At 41.6% G+C, this 15911-nt stretch carries 14 protein-coding genes and 1 pseudogene; 4 read left to right on the top strand and 11 right to left on the bottom strand.

Features of this window, described 5'->3' with window-relative positions; all coding sequences use genetic code 11:
- Positions 1-293 precede the first annotated feature (293 nt).
- Positions 294-416, top strand: a complete 123-nt coding sequence (locus C9J12_RS31435; protein ID WP_265416154.1) for a hypothetical protein — start codon at positions 294-296, stop codon at positions 414-416.
- A gap of 232 nt (positions 417-648) precedes the next feature.
- Here the strand turns inward: C9J12_RS31435 and C9J12_RS17790 are convergent, their stop codons facing one another.
- The 3 genes and pseudogenes from C9J12_RS17790 to C9J12_RS17780 form a co-directional block, all read right to left on the bottom strand.
- Positions 649-2070, bottom strand: coding sequence for an alanine/glycine:cation symporter family protein (locus C9J12_RS17790; protein ID WP_107243932.1), 1422 nt, complete (start codon positions 2068-2070; stop codon positions 649-651).
- Between the two features lie 367 nt (positions 2071-2437).
- A complete protein-coding gene (locus C9J12_RS17785) occupies positions 2438-3331 on the bottom strand; it encodes a sugar kinase (protein WP_193944688.1) in 894 nt (297 codons plus the stop codon).
- A 127-nt stretch (positions 3332-3458) separates the two neighbouring features.
- Positions 3459-3668 (bottom strand): annotated as a pseudogene (locus tag C9J12_RS17780) (sodium:solute symporter family protein); the annotation flags it as partial.
- A gap of 223 nt (positions 3669-3891) precedes the next feature.
- Between C9J12_RS17780 and C9J12_RS17775 the strand changes: the two are divergent.
- Together C9J12_RS17775 and C9J12_RS17770 are read left to right on the top strand one after the other, a co-directional pair.
- A complete protein-coding gene (locus C9J12_RS17775) occupies positions 3892-4092 on the top strand; it encodes a hypothetical protein (RefSeq protein WP_107243930.1) in 201 nt (66 codons plus the stop codon).
- 72 nt (positions 4093-4164) lie between these two features.
- Positions 4165-4881, top strand: coding sequence for an RT0821/Lpp0805 family surface protein (locus C9J12_RS17770; RefSeq protein ID WP_227876393.1), 717 nt, complete (start codon positions 4165-4167; stop codon positions 4879-4881).
- Between the two features lie 152 nt (positions 4882-5033).
- On the opposite strand, the gene C9J12_RS17765 is transcribed toward C9J12_RS17770, so the two are convergent.
- The 8 genes from C9J12_RS17765 to nrfB form a co-directional block, all read right to left on the bottom strand.
- Positions 5034-5528: a peptidylprolyl isomerase gene (locus C9J12_RS17765; protein WP_107243929.1), complete on the bottom strand. Its 495-nt coding sequence runs from the start codon at positions 5526-5528 to the stop codon at positions 5034-5036.
- Between the two features lie 264 nt (positions 5529-5792).
- A complete protein-coding gene (locus C9J12_RS17760; RefSeq protein WP_193944687.1) occupies positions 5793-7898 on the bottom strand; it encodes an alkyl/aryl-sulfatase in 2106 nt (701 codons plus the stop codon).
- Between the two features lie 226 nt (positions 7899-8124).
- The gene (gene nrfF, locus C9J12_RS17755) at positions 8125-8643 is read right to left on the bottom strand and encodes a heme lyase NrfEFG subunit NrfF (RefSeq protein WP_107243928.1); all 519 of its coding nucleotides are present in this window, start codon (positions 8641-8643) and stop codon (positions 8125-8127) included.
- A 2-nt stretch (positions 8644-8645) separates the two neighbouring features.
- A complete protein-coding gene (locus C9J12_RS17750; protein WP_107243927.1) occupies positions 8646-9173 on the bottom strand; it encodes a DsbE family thiol:disulfide interchange protein in 528 nt (175 codons plus the stop codon).
- 10 nt (positions 9174-9183) lie between these two features.
- A complete protein-coding gene (gene nrfE, locus C9J12_RS17745; RefSeq protein ID WP_107243926.1) occupies positions 9184-11232 on the bottom strand; it encodes a heme lyase NrfEFG subunit NrfE in 2049 nt (682 codons plus the stop codon).
- Positions 11233-11389: 157 nt separating this feature from the next.
- Positions 11390-12346 (bottom strand): cytochrome c nitrite reductase subunit NrfD, encoded by a 957-nt coding sequence (gene nrfD, locus C9J12_RS17740; protein WP_107244018.1) that lies wholly within the window; start codon positions 12344-12346, stop codon positions 11390-11392.
- The gene (nrfC, locus tag C9J12_RS17735) at positions 12346-13038 is read right to left on the bottom strand and encodes a cytochrome c nitrite reductase Fe-S protein (protein ID WP_011218001.1); all 693 of its coding nucleotides are present in this window, start codon (positions 13036-13038) and stop codon (positions 12346-12348) included. Before nrfC ends, nrfD begins: the two co-directional genes overlap by 1 nt.
- An 11-nt stretch (positions 13039-13049) precedes the next feature.
- Positions 13050-13652, bottom strand: a complete 603-nt coding sequence (nrfB, locus tag C9J12_RS17730) for a cytochrome c nitrite reductase pentaheme subunit (RefSeq protein ID WP_107243925.1) — start codon at positions 13650-13652, stop codon at positions 13050-13052.
- 620 nt (positions 13653-14272) lie between these two features.
- On the opposite strand from nrfB, the gene nrfA reads away from it, so the two are divergent.
- Positions 14273-15736 (top strand): ammonia-forming nitrite reductase cytochrome c552 subunit, encoded by a 1464-nt coding sequence (gene nrfA / locus C9J12_RS17720; RefSeq protein WP_170111811.1) that lies wholly within the window; start codon positions 14273-14275, stop codon positions 15734-15736.
- Positions 15737-15911 lie beyond the last annotated feature (175 nt).

The raw sequence follows: 15911 nt of genomic DNA, 5'->3' as shown, positions 1-15911 counted from the left end.
GATTACTTTATATCCAAAACGCAATAAATAACAATGAACCGCCTATTAATCAAACAGTAGCTGGTTCACACATGGTTCTTTTTAATAAACCTAAACACATATAGAAATCGAAAAGCTTAATCTCTTGTTTACAAATAGTTGTTTAAAAATAGCTTTTAGCCTTACAAACACAATGACGCCAATGCTGCTAGTGTTGCAACAAAGTCGTTTACGGCCGTCATGGTAAATATGGCATGGGTATTGCTTAAAACACCCCGGTGGCAATGAATGGCCACATACGAAAGGTTTTTGGTATGATGTTTTTAAGAAAGATTTGCGGTGTAATGAGTAAAGAAGAAAAACAATTTAAAAAACAAAAAGCTTTAAAAGAAAAATTATTATTTGCTATGTCACAATCAATTGAACGAATTGTCTAATAATACCTTGCTATACCAGAGATCCAAAAGGCTACCAGTTGGCATTGCATCATATCTATGTTGGGCTTTGGAATAACGGGCACATGCTGAGTCTAATTGAAATCCTTTCAATCAAATATCTGAATAATATCGTCGGAGAAAGCGAGTACTGAAAATGCGGCACTCGCTTTTTATAGTGATTAATGAGGTCGTTGTGATGATCGCCCTCTTTCTTCTGTTAATTACAACTATCTTATTTTTTTGGTTTCCACGCTTTGAGGTCAATATCTAGATCAGGGAAATCTTTGGGGTCGAACTGTGGGTGTTCGATACCTGCTTTAAGTTGCTTCTTATAGTCTTTCAAAATACGGATGAGCGTAGGAAACAGCATTATAAGTGCTAACAAGTTAACGATAGCAAGGATACCCATCATCGGATCTGAGAAGAAAAACACTGACGTTGCTCCTGGAGCAACTGCGCCCAAAAAGATAATCCCGATCACAACAAAGCGAAGAATGTGTACAGACAGTTTGTTCTTTGACATGAATGTGAGGGCGTTTTCTCCCAGGTAGTAGTTGTAGATGATAGAACTAATAGAAAAGAGCAAAATCGCCCCAGTCAGAAAGTACTGAGACCAAGCCCCTATATGTGAAACCAGTGACTGCTGAGTCAAAACGACACCATCAATGCCTTCTGCGCCAGGGACATAAACGTCACCCAGTAAGATAACAAATGCCGTACAGCTACAGATTAAGATTGTATCAATAAATACCGATAAAGACTGTGTGATGCCCTGGCTGATTGGGTGAGCGACATCGGCCGTGGCGGCGACATTGGGCGCCGAACCCAGGCCAGCTTCGTTTGAGAACAGGCCACGGCGCAAACCTTGTGCCATCGCAGTTCCCATACCGCCACCAACAGCTTCCTCCCAACCAAATGCGTTAGATACGATACTACCAATGACCGCTGGGATCTCAGTGATGTTGATTAGGATGACTAGAAGCGCCATTGCGACATACCCGATAGCCATAATAGGTACGATAACATCCGCCGTTTTAGCGATACGTTTAATACCACCGTAAATAATGAAACCAGTAATAATAGCTAACAGGCCACCAGTCCACATGCGGTCAATACCCAGGCTATCCTGCGCAGCCCCTGCAACTGTATTACCTTGAAAGGCATTAAAACCAATCGCAAAGGAAGCAATCAAACAAACAGCATACAGGTAAGCAAGCCACCGATAGTCTTCACCAAGACCATGAATTATTGAACGTGCAGCACCTCCACGAAATGCATCACCTTCTTTACGCTTATAAAGCTGAGCGAGTGAACATTCCACCAGGCTTGTTGCCATACCAACCAGGGCAATTGCCCACATCCAAAATACAGCACCAGGGCCGCCAAGAGAAATTGCAACAGCAACACCTGCAATGTTACCGCCACCAACACGACCACCAACAGATAATAAAAGCGCTTCACGACCTGAAATTGCGTTTTTGTCAGCTGTTTGGTTTTTGTTTAATAAGACACTGAACATACGTCCAAAGAAAGTAAATTGAACAAATCCGGTAACGAAAGTAAAGAATAGACCCAATACGACCAGGAATGGTATAAGTGCCCATCCCCAAGTGAGATCTCCAATTACACCAAAAAGGCCTTCTAACAATTCCATCTCGACTCCTAAAATATCATCCCGGAATAGAGGAACGAGATACCCGGGATCCAGCTTTAACCGTGTACGCCTTAGATACCGTATAAGTTCGTTCCTCACTTTACGGAATGATTAAGGGTTAAGTGTAGTGACTGAACTCGTCAAAACTTCTGTTATGTGCCACCAGTCCTGAATGATAGTTGAGGGAAGTATAGTCGGTCACAAGATCTTTAGTCGGAAACCTCTGAGACGTTTTGGTTATTTCAATGCCAAAAGCGCTTGTGTACCTAAAGGTACGGCTTACTCAATGTTGTTGATTTGGATAACAGGAATGACTTTAAACGCTTTTAATTATTCAATGAATTACTGATACATTAACTTTTGTTCCTTACAAGGTATCTTTCATTGCGTCGAGCGGAATAATCGCTCCTGAGTATTGAATAACTGTCGAGGCCAAGCGATGACCGAGCACTGCTGATGACGACGCTGACTCACCATTGAGTCGCGCAGCTAAGTACCCTGCTGCAAAGGAATCACCTGCGGCACAAGTATTAACAACATTCGCAACCCTATTCGCTGCCACGTAGCTTGTTTCTGTTGCGTCTGATTGTAAATTGGTGACAATTTTACAAGGCTCACAGCCGCGTTTTATAACGACTTCATTACAACCATATTGCTTACAACGCTCAACAATATTGGTTTTACCCCATACTCGCTGATCGTCGTCTTCAGTAATTAATGCGATATCGACAAAAGGGAGTACTTGCGTATACCAGTATTGGGCTTGTTTTTCTGTCCATAACTGTGGGCGGTAATTATTGTCGAACAACACTTTACCCCCAGCCGCTTTGTGCTTTTCTAACAAGGTAATTAATACCGCTTTGGCATCTTCAGCTAAAATCGCAAGGCTGATACCACTGATATATAGTGCATCAAATAGATGCGAGTCAATCGCCTGCTCTAGTGGCGACAACTGTTCAGAAAAATAAAACTTTGCTGCACTGTCATTACGCCAATAGTGAAAATGGCGTTCACCATTCGGTTCCGTTTCAACCAAATACAAGCCAGGAAGTTTGTCTTCAATTTTACGAACTAAATCCGTTCCTATGTTTTCTTCTTGCCAAGACACCAACATATCCTGACTAATTTTATCAACGCCTAAGGCTGTCGCATAGCTAACAGAATGATGGCGAGAAGCACCCAACCTAGAAAGATAAAGTGCTGTATTTAAGGTATCACCACCAAAGGTACGCTGCAGAGGCTGACCACTTAACTCAACCATACATTCGCCAAAAAATGCAATTCTCACACTATTACCTTTATTTTTATTTGAGTGGTACTAAAAGAGTAATTTATATTGCGGATCTCGGCTCATCACAAAGACCCGCATTTCATCTAGTTTTAGTCAATTATTTTGCCATTACAGGCTTTGCCGATACTGTTTCCGCCGCATCTTGTTCCATTGCTTGGCGTTCCACATCTAGAATGGCTTTCACTTCTGCTTTAGTCACTGTATTTGCTGGCGTTGCAAGGCTTACAGCAACACTCGCAGCTAATGCTGTTAGCACTGAAGGAAGAATAGGATTACCCCAGAAAGTGGTCCAATCTGCATTAAACATGTTACTCAAGTGTCGCAGCTAGGGCTTGAGCTCATTAAACAAATTGAAACAGGGAAGCCATAAAGCCCTCCAGATCTCATCCCACCGCTCTACCGTTGCACCCAACTATTTAATGTGTATTATCGATGCCACTCAACATAATAGACGTGCCACAAAACCCATAAAAAATATAGGGTTAACAATCAGGTACGCATTAGTAAATTGCCAGAAAGGAAAAATAGCCATGGAACTTATCGATTTTTTGCAAGCCGGATTATTCAGCATTGGCGTACTGCTTTTTGCACTGGCAGGCGGCTGTTTATTCATGATGCTTACGGTGGAAAAAGAACACGTTAAATGCGTTGTAGAAAAGCGTATCGAATTTGGTTTTTTCGGTGGTGCTTGCTTAACATTTTTAGGATTGATTACTTACGTATTGGCATAGAGTCTAATTCAAATAAAATTCAAACACTTCACTATACTTAAAACTTGAGGTTTAACTTGAGGATAAAAAGTAATGAAAAAGACTATATTTCAAATGGTTAAATGCAATTGTTTGCGTGCCATCATATTAAGTTCTATTGTCTCCATTACCTTTATGCCTCAAACAGCGTTCGCGAATGAAGGGCGATTTGCAGATAAAAAAGGAGCATATAAATCACAAGAAAAGAGTCGCCCTCTTCATAGACAAGATTCGGCACGGGTGAATAAGAACATACAAAACAACGTTAAAAGCAATGACATAAAGATTAAAAATAAAGATATTAATAACGTAAATAAAAACAACAATGTCGTCATCAACAATAATCGACATAATACTGTTGTTGTTCCCTCTAACCGACACCGTACTTATCGCAATGTTGTTGTCGTTCGCCCACATGGTCATACCTATTATGGTTATGGTAATTACTATAACGATAACGATGCTTGGAAATGGTTAGCATTCACCGCGATAACCTTAAAACTGCTTGATAACCTCAATGAACAACAAGAAAGAGAACACGAAGCCGCGCAGGTAAAAGCCACCACCGCCCCAATTAACGAACAAATTAACTGGAGTGATGGCGGCGCATCAGGTTCGGTAACGGCGACACGTGAAGGAACAACAACCAGTGGTCGTTATTGTCGGGAGTTCCAGCAAAAAATCACCGTTGGTGGGAAAAATGAAAATGCTTACGGTACGGCTTGTCAAAATCAAGATGGGTCGTGGGAAATAGTATCGACGGGTAGTTAACTATCCACAGCTAAGTGACGCTTTATTGGACATATTAAAAAGGAGGCATAATTAATATAATGCCTCCTTTTTAATTTTTAATTTAATGTCTAACGTTCCGTTTACCACCAGCAGTAGCTAATGGTTTAACTTATACGTTAGGCACAGCAACGTTATTCTGTAATCGTTACTTTTTCAACAATGATAGCTTCACACGGTACATCATCATGGCCGTATTTAGAGGTTGTTTTCGCTTTCGCTATCGCATTAACAACATCCATACCCGCGCTAACCTTTCCAAATACCGCATAGCCCCATCCAGCATTGGACGTGGCTGTGTAATCAAGAAAGTCGTTATCATCTAGGTTAATAAAAAATTGCCCAGTCGCCGAGTGTGGTGCATCTGTTCGCGCCATTGCTAGGCTACCAACAACATTTTTAAGCCCACGATTAGCTTCATTCACAATAGCATCACGTGTCGGCTTCTCTTGCATGTCGACAGTAAAGCCACCACCTTGGATCATGAAACCTTTTATAACTCGGTGGAAAATAGTACCGTCATAAAAACCATCTTGGCAATACTTCAAAAAGTTTCTTGAACTGACAGGTGTTTGCTTCATATCGAGTTCAATCTCAATATCGCCAAAATTGGTGGTAAAAATAATCATACTAGCTGCACTATATTGGTATAAATTCAGTCTTGTCAGTATACGCAATCACAGTCTGCAACTGTAGTGTCTAATTAGAGTCAATGCGTTTACTTTAACGCCATGCTTAAATGGATAAGGTGTGATGATAAAGCCTATACCTATAGACGGGTCAATAAATAAAGGGAGGCGTTATTGCTTCTCTTTCTAGTTAAAAACATATAACGACTCCCCTATTAAAAGTATCAGAAAATCATTTAACAGATAGTCATTTAACTGCTGGCATTAACCCCCATCAGTTACAGCTAATGGTTCTTGCTCAAATGCATTACGTTCTATTTTCTTACTCTCACCTTTTTTCGTTCCCGGCATTAACTCAAAGTCAGGCGTAAACTGAGTCATCATTGTTTTGAGCTGATCAATCGGCTTACGATCTCCCTCTAGCTTCGCTTTACCAGCATCAATCTGCTCATCCATGCTTATAGCCCCCATCATCACTTGTTCTAAATCTGAACGATTAATCGTTAGTGTTAGATCAGGCTTATCGGCAAGGTAGCCTTTGATATTCGTTAATGTAGCGTTGTTTAGTTCTACCGCATACTTTTCATCGTTATCGGGCGTGACTAAATTGATGGTGAAATGCATACCATCTGCTTTTTCACTGTCTAAGCGAATAGCCAAGAAGTCGAGCCATAGGCTTGTCGACATTGCGCGAATAACATCAGGTCCCGATGTTTTAGGCGAAGCGCCTGTTGGAATCCCCGAGCGCAATTCAAAAGCAGCGGCCAAGAAGCTATTTCGTACACTTGGGCTTTCTTGCTGATAGCCTATTTGCTCAAATGCATCGGCTAATAAATCCTTACCCTTTTGGTTTTCAGGCTCACCGTAAACCAATTTATTTAGAATTTCAGATACTTGAAGGTATTCACCTTTGTCATATAATTCTTGCCCTTTCTTAAGGATCTTATCAGCTCCGCCCATCATTTCGACATATAGCGGACCTGTCTCACGCGGCGACAAAGGGATCAAAGTGGCTGGGTTACCATCCCAATAGCCTAAATAACGGTTAACAACCGCACGGCTATTATGTTGTTCAGAGCCATGGTAACTGTGTGCCGACCATTGTTCTTGCAAGCTTTCCGGTGGCTTATATTGATTATGTATTTCATTAATGGTGACACCTTGGTTGGCAAGGTGAAGCACTTCATTATTTAAGTTTGCGTATATATCACGTTGAGAACGCATAATTTCTTGAATACGTTCGTTCCCCCAACGCGGCCAGCTGTGTGAGGCAAACATGACTTCAGCCTCTTGACCAAATTTATACAGCGCAATATTGATTTGTTTAGACCATTCCAGTGCATCTCGAATCAATGCCCCACGAAGAGTATAAATATTGTGAACAGTACCGGTAATATTCTCTGCTGCCCAAAATGTTTTTAAATCAGGGAAGTAGGTATTCATTTCAGCTGGTGCTTCAGTACCTGGGGTATTTTGGAAAATCATTTTCACGCCATCGACGGTCATCTCTTCGATGTCATTTTTAATGTAAACCGTAGGGGGAACTAACCCAGTTGTACCTGCTGCCGTATTTTTACCAATGGACTGATCAACATGCCCAAAAGGGCTACGCGGTAATAGCACACCATATTGAAAGAACATTCGACGATTCATTGCGTTACCAGCGTACACGTTCTCTGATACGGCGTGCTCCATAAAGCCTTCTGGGGCAATAATCTGCACTTTTCCGGCTTTAATCTCTTCATCAGTAACCACCCCACGCGCACCACCAAAGTGGTCGGCATGTGAATGGGAATAAACAACGGCGACTACAGGTCGTTCCCCTAATTGTTCATTAACAAACTTGAGCGCTGCTGCGGCAGTTTCTTTCGCAGTAAGTGGGTCGAAAATAATCCAGCCGGTATCACCTTTAATAAAACTGATATTGGCTAAATCAAAGCCGCGTACCTGATAAATTTTATCTGGTACCACTTCATATAAACCATAAGCCATGTTTAATACGGCTTGGCGTTGTAATGAAGGGTGAATACTGTCGAATTCTTTATCTTGAAGTAGCCATTCGTAGCTCGCCATGTCCCATGCTACGTTGCCAGCTTCTGCTTGAATTTGTTTGTAATCTGGGGCTGCGATAAAACCTTTTTTGGCTTCATCAAAATCGCGGGTATCCGATAATGGAAGAGATTTACGAAGGGCTTGCTGTATTTCGATAGTAAAGCTGGATGGTAATTTTCCTTTGGGATCGAAATGCTTCCCTTCTGCGGCACCAGGATCCGAAAGAACTGCACCGCCACCGCTAGCAAAAACATTTCCCGCAGAAGCAACAATAAGGCTAACACTTATTGAAAAAGCTAAAATTCCTTTATTTTTCATTTAACTATCCTGTTTATTCGAGGAATAACCATACGGATAACTAATGCATTGTGAATACTACACACCAAACAAACAGTACACCGCATGCTCTTTCGTTTTGAATCAATATCAATGATCTAACGAAATCAGTGTAGGCAAAGAACCGTGGTGTATACAAATATGAACGGCTCAATTTTCATACAAGCGGGGTAATGATAAAATGATAATTAAGTAAAGTTATATATCGTTAAAGCTTATCTTCTCGTCTATTCGAGCGAATAGATCGGATACCTAATAGGCCAAATAAAAGTAAGATAAAAAAAGGCGCAAGCCATAACACATACGTTTGAGGCGTAAACTTGGGTTGATACAAAACAAAATCACCAAAGCGGCTTGTCATAAATTCAATGACTTCTTGATCGGTGCTGCCAGCATTGATCATTTGATACACTTTTAAGCGTAAATCTTTGGCGACTGGCGAGTTTGATTCAATCAGGTTTTGATTCTGACATTGTGGGCAGCGTAAGGTTTTGGCTAATTCTAATGCTCTTTTATGTTCAAGCGGCGAACGAAATTGAAAGGTTTCAACCGATTCAACTAACTGGCTATCAGCGGCAATAAAAATTTGTTCCCCGCTAGCTTGAACAGGTGATAACACGCTTAATATCACGATTATAAAACCAAAGATCAAAGCTAAATAAGGCGCTTTAGACAGATTCAAATGTGGCTCCTTTAAATGCAACGGCTTCAAATAAAGACGTATCATACTCATTCCTTTAATTGGGCAACTAGCGGTGCAAATTGCTGCTCCCAAATAGTCGGGGTTAAGGCCCCTACATAACGATGTCGAATAATACCGTTTTTATCAATCAGGTATGTTTCTGGTGTACCGTAAACTCCAAGATCTAATGCTAACGACCCTTTCGGATCATAAATCACTTTCTTATAAGGGTTACCTGTTTGGGCTAATTCATTTAATGCCGCTTTGCGTTCATCACGATAATTTAATCCAATAATGCTTAAAGACTGCTCTGCTACCAATTGCTGTAAATAGGCATGTTCAGACTTACAAATACTGCACCACGACGCCCAAACATTCAGCAGTTGTACGTCCCCTTTCAAGCTGGCTTGAGTAATGCTGCCCAATTCTTGTTGCAAACTAGGCAGAGCAAAATCAGGGACAGGACGATCCGCTAAAGGAGACACCGTAGGAACAGATTTACTGTTCATTCCTATTACTAACAAGATGCCAGCCAATGAAGCAAGTACCAATGGAATAAATCGTGTCTTTTTCATCACAGTTACTCTACTTCCACATAATAATTGTTGATGTGAGTTTTGCCTCTTGGCATTGACGCTGCAGCTTCTTAGTCATTACCATGATTCTAATACGAGCAAGCACTGCCATAGCACCACCTAACATCATCAACAAGCTACCGATCCATAACCAACGAACATAAGGCTTATATTGAATACGTACGGCATAATCTGTCTTATTGATTTTGTCACCCAGCGTTATATAAATATCACCTTTCCAAAACCAATGAATACCCGGCTCACTCATGTTCATTGTTCGCACCGTGTAATGCCGACGCTGTGGCTTAATAAAACCTATATTTTCAGCATCATCATCAACACCATTAATCCGCGTTACTGCAATATTGGCTTGTTCAGCCGTGTAATTAGGGCCAATTAATAACTCCGTTTCTTGGTAATCAAACTGGTAATCACCCAGAACTAATTGGCTACCCGGTCCCATTCTATTATTAGTTTCTTCGACGTAATAACTCACTAATGTTGCCCCGACAAGCGCAACAGCCACACCAATATGCGCGGTCACCATCGCGAACTGGCGGCAAAATTGACTATCAAACCGCCAATTTTTACGCGACTTTTGATCGAAATAAAGCGCCTGTAAGGACGTTAGCGTAACCCACAATGCCATGATAAAGGCAACGCAGACTACAAGGTTAATGCCTCGTTCAAACATCACCGAGAGTGCAACACCAATGACCACAGAAGCAGAAAAAGGGGCAATAATACGCATGATGAAATTATCTGATGTCGCATTCTTCCATTTAATCAGTGGTGCTAAGCCCATGACTGCAAAAATCACGAAACTTAATGGCACGAACAAGCTATTAAAATACGGGGCTCCTACTGAAATATTTCCCAACCCAAATGCTTGGAATATCATTGGATAAAACGTGCCAAGTAAAATAGTAAGCGTCGCAACAGTAAACAAACTGTTACCCGCCAAAAATGCCGCTTCACGCGATAAGAAGCCAAACCGTACAGGCTTAATATATTGACCGCCCTTTAAAGCAAAAAGCGCCAAAGAACTCAATAGCACCACGCCAAGAATACTTAGTAATGCCACGCCACGGGTTGGATCAACAGCAAACGCGTGCACAGAAGTTAGTACGCCTGAACGAACGATAAATGTGCCGAGTAAGCTTAACGAGAAGGTAAAGATCGACAGCAGTAACGTCCAACTAGTTAGTGCATTTCGCTTTTCAGTCATTATCAAAGAATGCAGTAAAGCGGTACCCGTTAACCAAGGCATTAGAGAAGCATTTTCGACAGGATCCCAAAACCACCAGCCCCCCCAACCCAATTCATAGTATGCCCACCAAGAACCCAAGGAAATACCACCAGTTAGAAACACCCACGCCGCTAATGCCCAAGGACGACTCCAGCCCGCCCAAGGCAGTTCAGATGATGCCGACGTTGTTAACGCAGCAATGGCAAATGCAAAACTCACCGCAAATCCGACATAACCGAGATACAACATAGGAGGATGAAAAATTAACCCTACATCTTGCAACATTGGGTTTAAATCTCGCCCTTCCATTGGTATTGGCAATAAACGTAAAAAAGGATTTGAAGTAAATAGCGTAAACAAACTAAATGCGGCAATTAACAGAGAAAGAACAACCAACACCCGCCCGATAAAAGCTTCATGCTGCACTTGTTTTTCTGGTTGATTCACGCCTGAAGGGGCTTTGTACTGATAGACAAATGCAACAGCAGCGCTCCAACCTGCAAGTGAAAATAGCCAAAATAGAAATGACCCTTCATGTCCGCCCCATACGGCGGCAATTTTAAACACTTGAGGAAGTTGCGAATTAGAATGCTGCGCGATATACGTAACCGAAAAGTCATCAACAGCAAAGCTGTAGCCAAGTAATACGATAGAAGATGAGATAGCAAAAAAAGCACCATAGCTTAACGGCCACGCATAGCGGATAAGATATGAGTCTTTCTTAATAAGACCATACAAAGGGATTGTCCCGCCTAGTACCGCAAAGACACACCCAAGTATTAATGCATAATGTCCAACTTCTGGGATCATTAAATTTCCTTTTTATGCTCAAGAAGTAGTAGGAATATTTATTCACCATCTTCTAGTAACACACTGTCGCCCGCATTGCATTTGATCAATAACTGCGGAATTTAAACGAAAAATCGCCACAAATTATGTGGCGATTTAGACTTCGTAATGCCTGATATTAAACCAGTGTCATTTGTCCAGCGTATAAAATAAAGGTACGTAACATCAATACACCGATAAGGCTGAGAGTGGTCACTAGCATGATGAAGGCTTTATTGTGTTTAACACCGTCTGAACTAACGGCATTCAAACCCAACGGCACCAACATGCCTAACCCTATTACCCCATACCAAAACCACGATGCCCAAAAGCCTCCGCCAATCGCTGCCATAACCGCCACTTCTCTTTGTCCACCACCGAAGTAAAGACCAGAAAAGAATGCAAAAAGAACAAACAATTCGAACACTACAACCGGGCGTTCAAACTTGTGAATCCATTTTACACTGGCGCTATGCGCTGATTCTTTGAAACCAACGATACCAAATAGCAAACAAGCAGCCGCTCCCGACGATAAACTCGAGAACAAAAAGAGTATTGGCAATACAGGGTTGTTCAACAATGGGTAGGTTTTTAGTGCTGATAATAAGAAGCCAGTATAAGCCGCTAACATTACCGCTAAGAAGCCTAAGAATAGCTCAATACTATTTTCATATTTGCTAATGATCCCCACTACTTTATTAACAATCGGTAAACGACCGTTCAACAGTTTGAGTAAATCATCTTTAAAAATAATGGCTATCCACGCAAACAACACCACCATGTAAATTTGGAACAGCATTACCCCCATCGACATGACTGACGATGTGTTATAGAAAATCATGATTTTCCAAAATGACCATGGTTTAGTCAGGTGGAAAATTAGAATTACTAAACCAGCAATAATACCAAATGGTGCAAGAATAGCTGTCGCTTTAATGATGCCATTAGTGCTTGGGTGGCCTTGAATAACTTTACGTTTCAAGTATATCGAAATCATTACAGCCCCAGCAGACATGCCCGCTAGAAACAAATAGATTGCGATAATCCAATCCCACACTAAGGAATCAAAATAAAAGGCATCGGCAAAAGTAGTCATCATCCTTTTATCTCCCCTTTTCCATAAGGCACTTTATATAACTTCGGTGATGTGCCTAGTTCCACCTTTTGTCGATAAACGGTTTTTTGCTCTAATAACTTCGACACTTCACTGTTTGGATCATTCAGATCACCAAACGTCAGTGACTTAGTTGGGCAAGATTCAACACAGGCTGGCAGTTTGCCTTCCTTCAGGTTGGTCTTACGACAAAAATCACATTTATCTGCAGATTTTGTTTCTGGATTAAAGAAACGAACCTTATACGGACACGCAGCAAGGCAATAACCACAACCTACGCATTTGAAAGGATCAACATCGACAATCCCAGTATCAGGGTCTTTGAAAGAAGCCCCTGTCGGGCAAACATGCACACAAGGTGCATTATCACAATGCTGACAAGAAATCCGAGTGAACTGATAGCTCACATCTGGGTATTCTCCCTGAGGCTCACTGCGCACTATTTCTAGTCGAGAAACACCTTCAGGTACTTTGTTTACTTCACGACAAGCATCAGTACACGCAGTACAGCCAATACACAATGTTTCATCATGCACCATGCCATAGCGTTTAACACCGTCGTCCATGGTCGCGACTAACGATTGGCGACCAAGTACACCGCTACCAGCGCTAACTCCGGTGGTAAAAATCACCGCACCAGCACCCGCTAAAAAATTTCGTCTTGAACACGTCATACCATCATCTCCTACTTCTCTTTTTTCTGGTCTGAGTGGCAGTCGACGCACATCTTAATCTTCGACTTTCGATCAATACCTTTCATCGGATCAGTATCTGGGTGCACGGTATGGCAAGAAGCACACGATAGATCCAGCGCATGCACATCATGCGTCCAGTTCACTTCACGTAAATCTTTCGGCTCGTGACAGTTTATACATGTATTGTTTTGCTGTTTAATCCACGCGACATCAGCAGCAGGTTTATCAGAACCAGCAACCGATTGAGCTGGCGCGAATTTTGTCACTACTTTTGCACCATCACGGTGGTTTTCACCCACATTACTGTGGCAATCAACACACGTTATATCTCGACCCGTCAGTGCATGAATGGCATCACCATGCGCACCTTTTAGTACATCTTTTTCATCTTTATGACACTGCGTACAAGCGTAATCCCTGTCCCTTATAAATTTGACAACATGTTGACCTGACTCTTGATTAATCACGGCAGGGGTCGCGGTTGTGGCGTCCTGTGTGTTCGAGTCCGCGGCAACGTTTATAGAAAAACCAAAAATACACATGGCTACAAAAAATGTAATCATTGTATTCATGGCAACTTTATAATTGCCCATTATTCACCTTTTCTTCTCCATAATTGCTACTCACATACGAATAACAATCGGTGCTTAAATGTAATTTCTGTTTAAACTCTTGATTAAAATTCTGCAAAACGTTTTTCTTTATTATTTTTCGAGTCACTGCTGCTACGAAATAAACACTTGTAAATAAGTGCAATAAAAAGAAATAAAAACCATTTGCAATTGACATCCATTCTCATTAATCTGATACTATTAGCCACAACGCTTAACATGTTTATTAAATAATATTTTTAAATGTAATAAATTGCGTCAGCCTGCAAATACCCCTTAAGTAGCATCAGAAATGACCTTTTAATGATTAAGATCAAGAAAAATAACGCCCAACATGCTGATTTTAAAGATTTAAAAACAAAAATAACCTCCCATTAATCACTGGAAAGTAAATACCCAATAAGGGGTATATACCTGTTTTTACTGGTTAGATCCCACCAACAAATAAACACATTTGATCCAAAACAAATATCCATTCATTTCCATTAATAACCTTTAATAATTTGCTACTATTAGTTTGAACTCCATCTTTTGTTATTTGAGTTAGCCGCATTCACAACGCTTGGCCTTATTTAATAATTAGAAAACTGGAGTGACACATCGTGAGTAAGAAATGGACGCGAAATACTGCCGCCATGGCAGCTATATTGTCAGCGTTATGCTTATCGACTAATGCGCTGGCAACTTCTGAACAAGCAGTGGCTGATGAAAATCAGACAACTACTCAACAAGAAGGGATGCGCTTTGAGCCTCGCAACAAAAAGTTTGCTGAAGCTCACGCTGAGCAATATAAAAGCTGGAAAGCAACACAAGAGAGCGAAGAGATAGAAGATGCCTTAGTAGGCGATCCTAACATGGTCGTTCTATGGGCAGGATATGGCTTCTCTAAAGACTATAACAAAGCGCGTGGACACTTTTACGCGATTACCGATGTACGTGAAACATTACGTACTGGCGGACCAACAGATGACAAGTCTGGTCCAATGCCAATGGCATGTTGGAGCTGTAAAAGCCCTGATGTGGCACGTGTAATCGATGATCGTGGTGAAGATGGCTACTTTGAAGGTAAATGGGCTCGTTTAGGCGCTGAAATCAACAACGCGATTGGTTGTTCAGATTGTCATAATACGGGCAGCGAAGAGTTTGCCAAGGGCGGCCCTGCATTGCAGATGTCACGTCCATACGCTGAACGCGCAATGGAAACCATCGGCAAGAAGTTTGAAGATCAATCTCGCTTTGATCAACAAGCGCAAGTCTGTGGTCAATGTCACGTTGAATACTACTTCACAGGTCCAAACAAATCAGTCAAATTCCCTTGGGATAAAGGCACATCAGTTGACGACATGGAAGTGTACTACGACGAGATTGGCTTTAAAGATTGGACGCATGGCGTTTCAAAAGCACCGATGCTAAAAGCACAGCATCCTGGCTATGAAACATGGCGTGAAGGTATTCACGGCAAAAACAATGTGACCTGTATTGATTGTCACATGCCTAAAGTACAAAACGAAGACGGCACAGTATATACCGACCACAAAGTGGGTAACCCATTTGACCGCTTCGAAGATACTTGTGCCCAGTGTCATACGCAAACTAAGGCAGCACTTAAAAGTGTAGTAGCAACGCGTAAGGCTAGCGTACTTGAAATGAAGTTACGTGCTGAGAAGCAAATCATTGCTGCACACTTCGAAGCGAAAGCTGCGTGGGATGCAGGCGCAACTGAAGCAGAGATGGAACCTATCCTAATGGATATCCGTCATGCACAGTGGCGTTGGGATTACGCAATCGCGTCTCATGGTGTGCATATGCACGCACCAGAAGTTGCATTACGTATTCTAGGTACTGCACTTGATAAAGCTGGTGATGCTCGCGCTAAAGTTATTCGCTTATTAGCAACCAAAGGTATTACTGAAGAAATTCAGATTCCTGATATCTCAACCAAAGTGAAGGCACAACAAGCACTTGGTATGGATATGGATAAGATGAATGCTGAGAAAGATGAGTTCTTAAAGACCATCGCGCCAGAGTGGGACAAACAAGCAGAAGCACGTGAAGCAAAGTACTAATCGTTACTAACCTATCGAGAGATAGCTAAAACGTTTTGCTAATCACATTGTCACGTCCTAAAATACGTTGACGGTTTATTGATCGGCCAGTAGCGCTAGCTGCTGGCCTTTTTCATGCACTTCATTTGGCGTTTGCATACCCAAACTCAGATGCGGTCTCATATTATTGTAGATA

The organism is Photobacterium frigidiphilum, from assembly GCF_003025615.1.
Lineage (GTDB): Bacteria > Pseudomonadota > Gammaproteobacteria > Enterobacterales > Vibrionaceae > Photobacterium > Photobacterium frigidiphilum.
The sequence above is the reverse complement of the archived record's forward strand: the minus strand, read 5'-3'. Positions and strand labels throughout refer to the sequence as shown.

Coding starts and splice junctions, on each gene's coding strand:
- nrfF (WP_107243928.1), bottom strand. CDS start 8,643: ATGATACGTCTTTATTTGAAGCCGTTGCATTTAAAGGAGCCACATTTG.
- C9J12_RS17775 (WP_107243930.1), top strand. CDS start 3,892: ATGGAACTTATCGATTTTTTGCAAGCCGGATTATTCAGCATTGGCGTA.
- nrfE (WP_107243926.1), bottom strand. CDS start 11,232: ATGATCCCAGAAGTTGGACATTATGCATTAATACTTGGGTGTGTCTTT.
- nrfD (WP_107244018.1), bottom strand. CDS start 12,346: ATGACTACTTTTGCCGATGCCTTTTATTTTGATTCCTTAGTGTGGGAT.
- C9J12_RS17750 (WP_107243927.1), bottom strand. CDS start 9,173: ATGAAAAAGACACGATTTATTCCATTGGTACTTGCTTCATTGGCTGGC.
- C9J12_RS17790 (WP_107243932.1), bottom strand. CDS start 2,070: ATGGAATTGTTAGAAGGCCTTTTTGGTGTAATTGGAGATCTCACTTGG.
- nrfB (WP_107243925.1), bottom strand. CDS start 13,652: ATGGGCAATTATAAAGTTGCCATGAATACAATGATTACATTTTTTGTA.
- C9J12_RS17785 (WP_193944688.1), bottom strand. CDS start 3,331: ATGGTTGAGTTAAGTGGTCAGCCTCTGCAGCGTACCTTTGGTGGTGAT.
- C9J12_RS17770 (WP_227876393.1), top strand. CDS start 4,165: ATGAAAAAGACTATATTTCAAATGGTTAAATGCAATTGTTTGCGTGCC.
- C9J12_RS17765 (WP_107243929.1), bottom strand. CDS start 5,528: ATGATTATTTTTACCACCAATTTTGGCGATATTGAGATTGAACTCGAT.
- C9J12_RS31435 (WP_265416154.1), top strand. CDS start 294: ATGATGTTTTTAAGAAAGATTTGCGGTGTAATGAGTAAAGAAGAAAAA.
- nrfC (WP_011218001.1), bottom strand. CDS start 13,038: ATGACGTGTTCAAGACGAAATTTTTTAGCGGGTGCTGGTGCGGTGATT.
- C9J12_RS17760 (WP_193944687.1), bottom strand. CDS start 7,898: ATGAAAAATAAAGGAATTTTAGCTTTTTCAATAAGTGTTAGCCTTATT.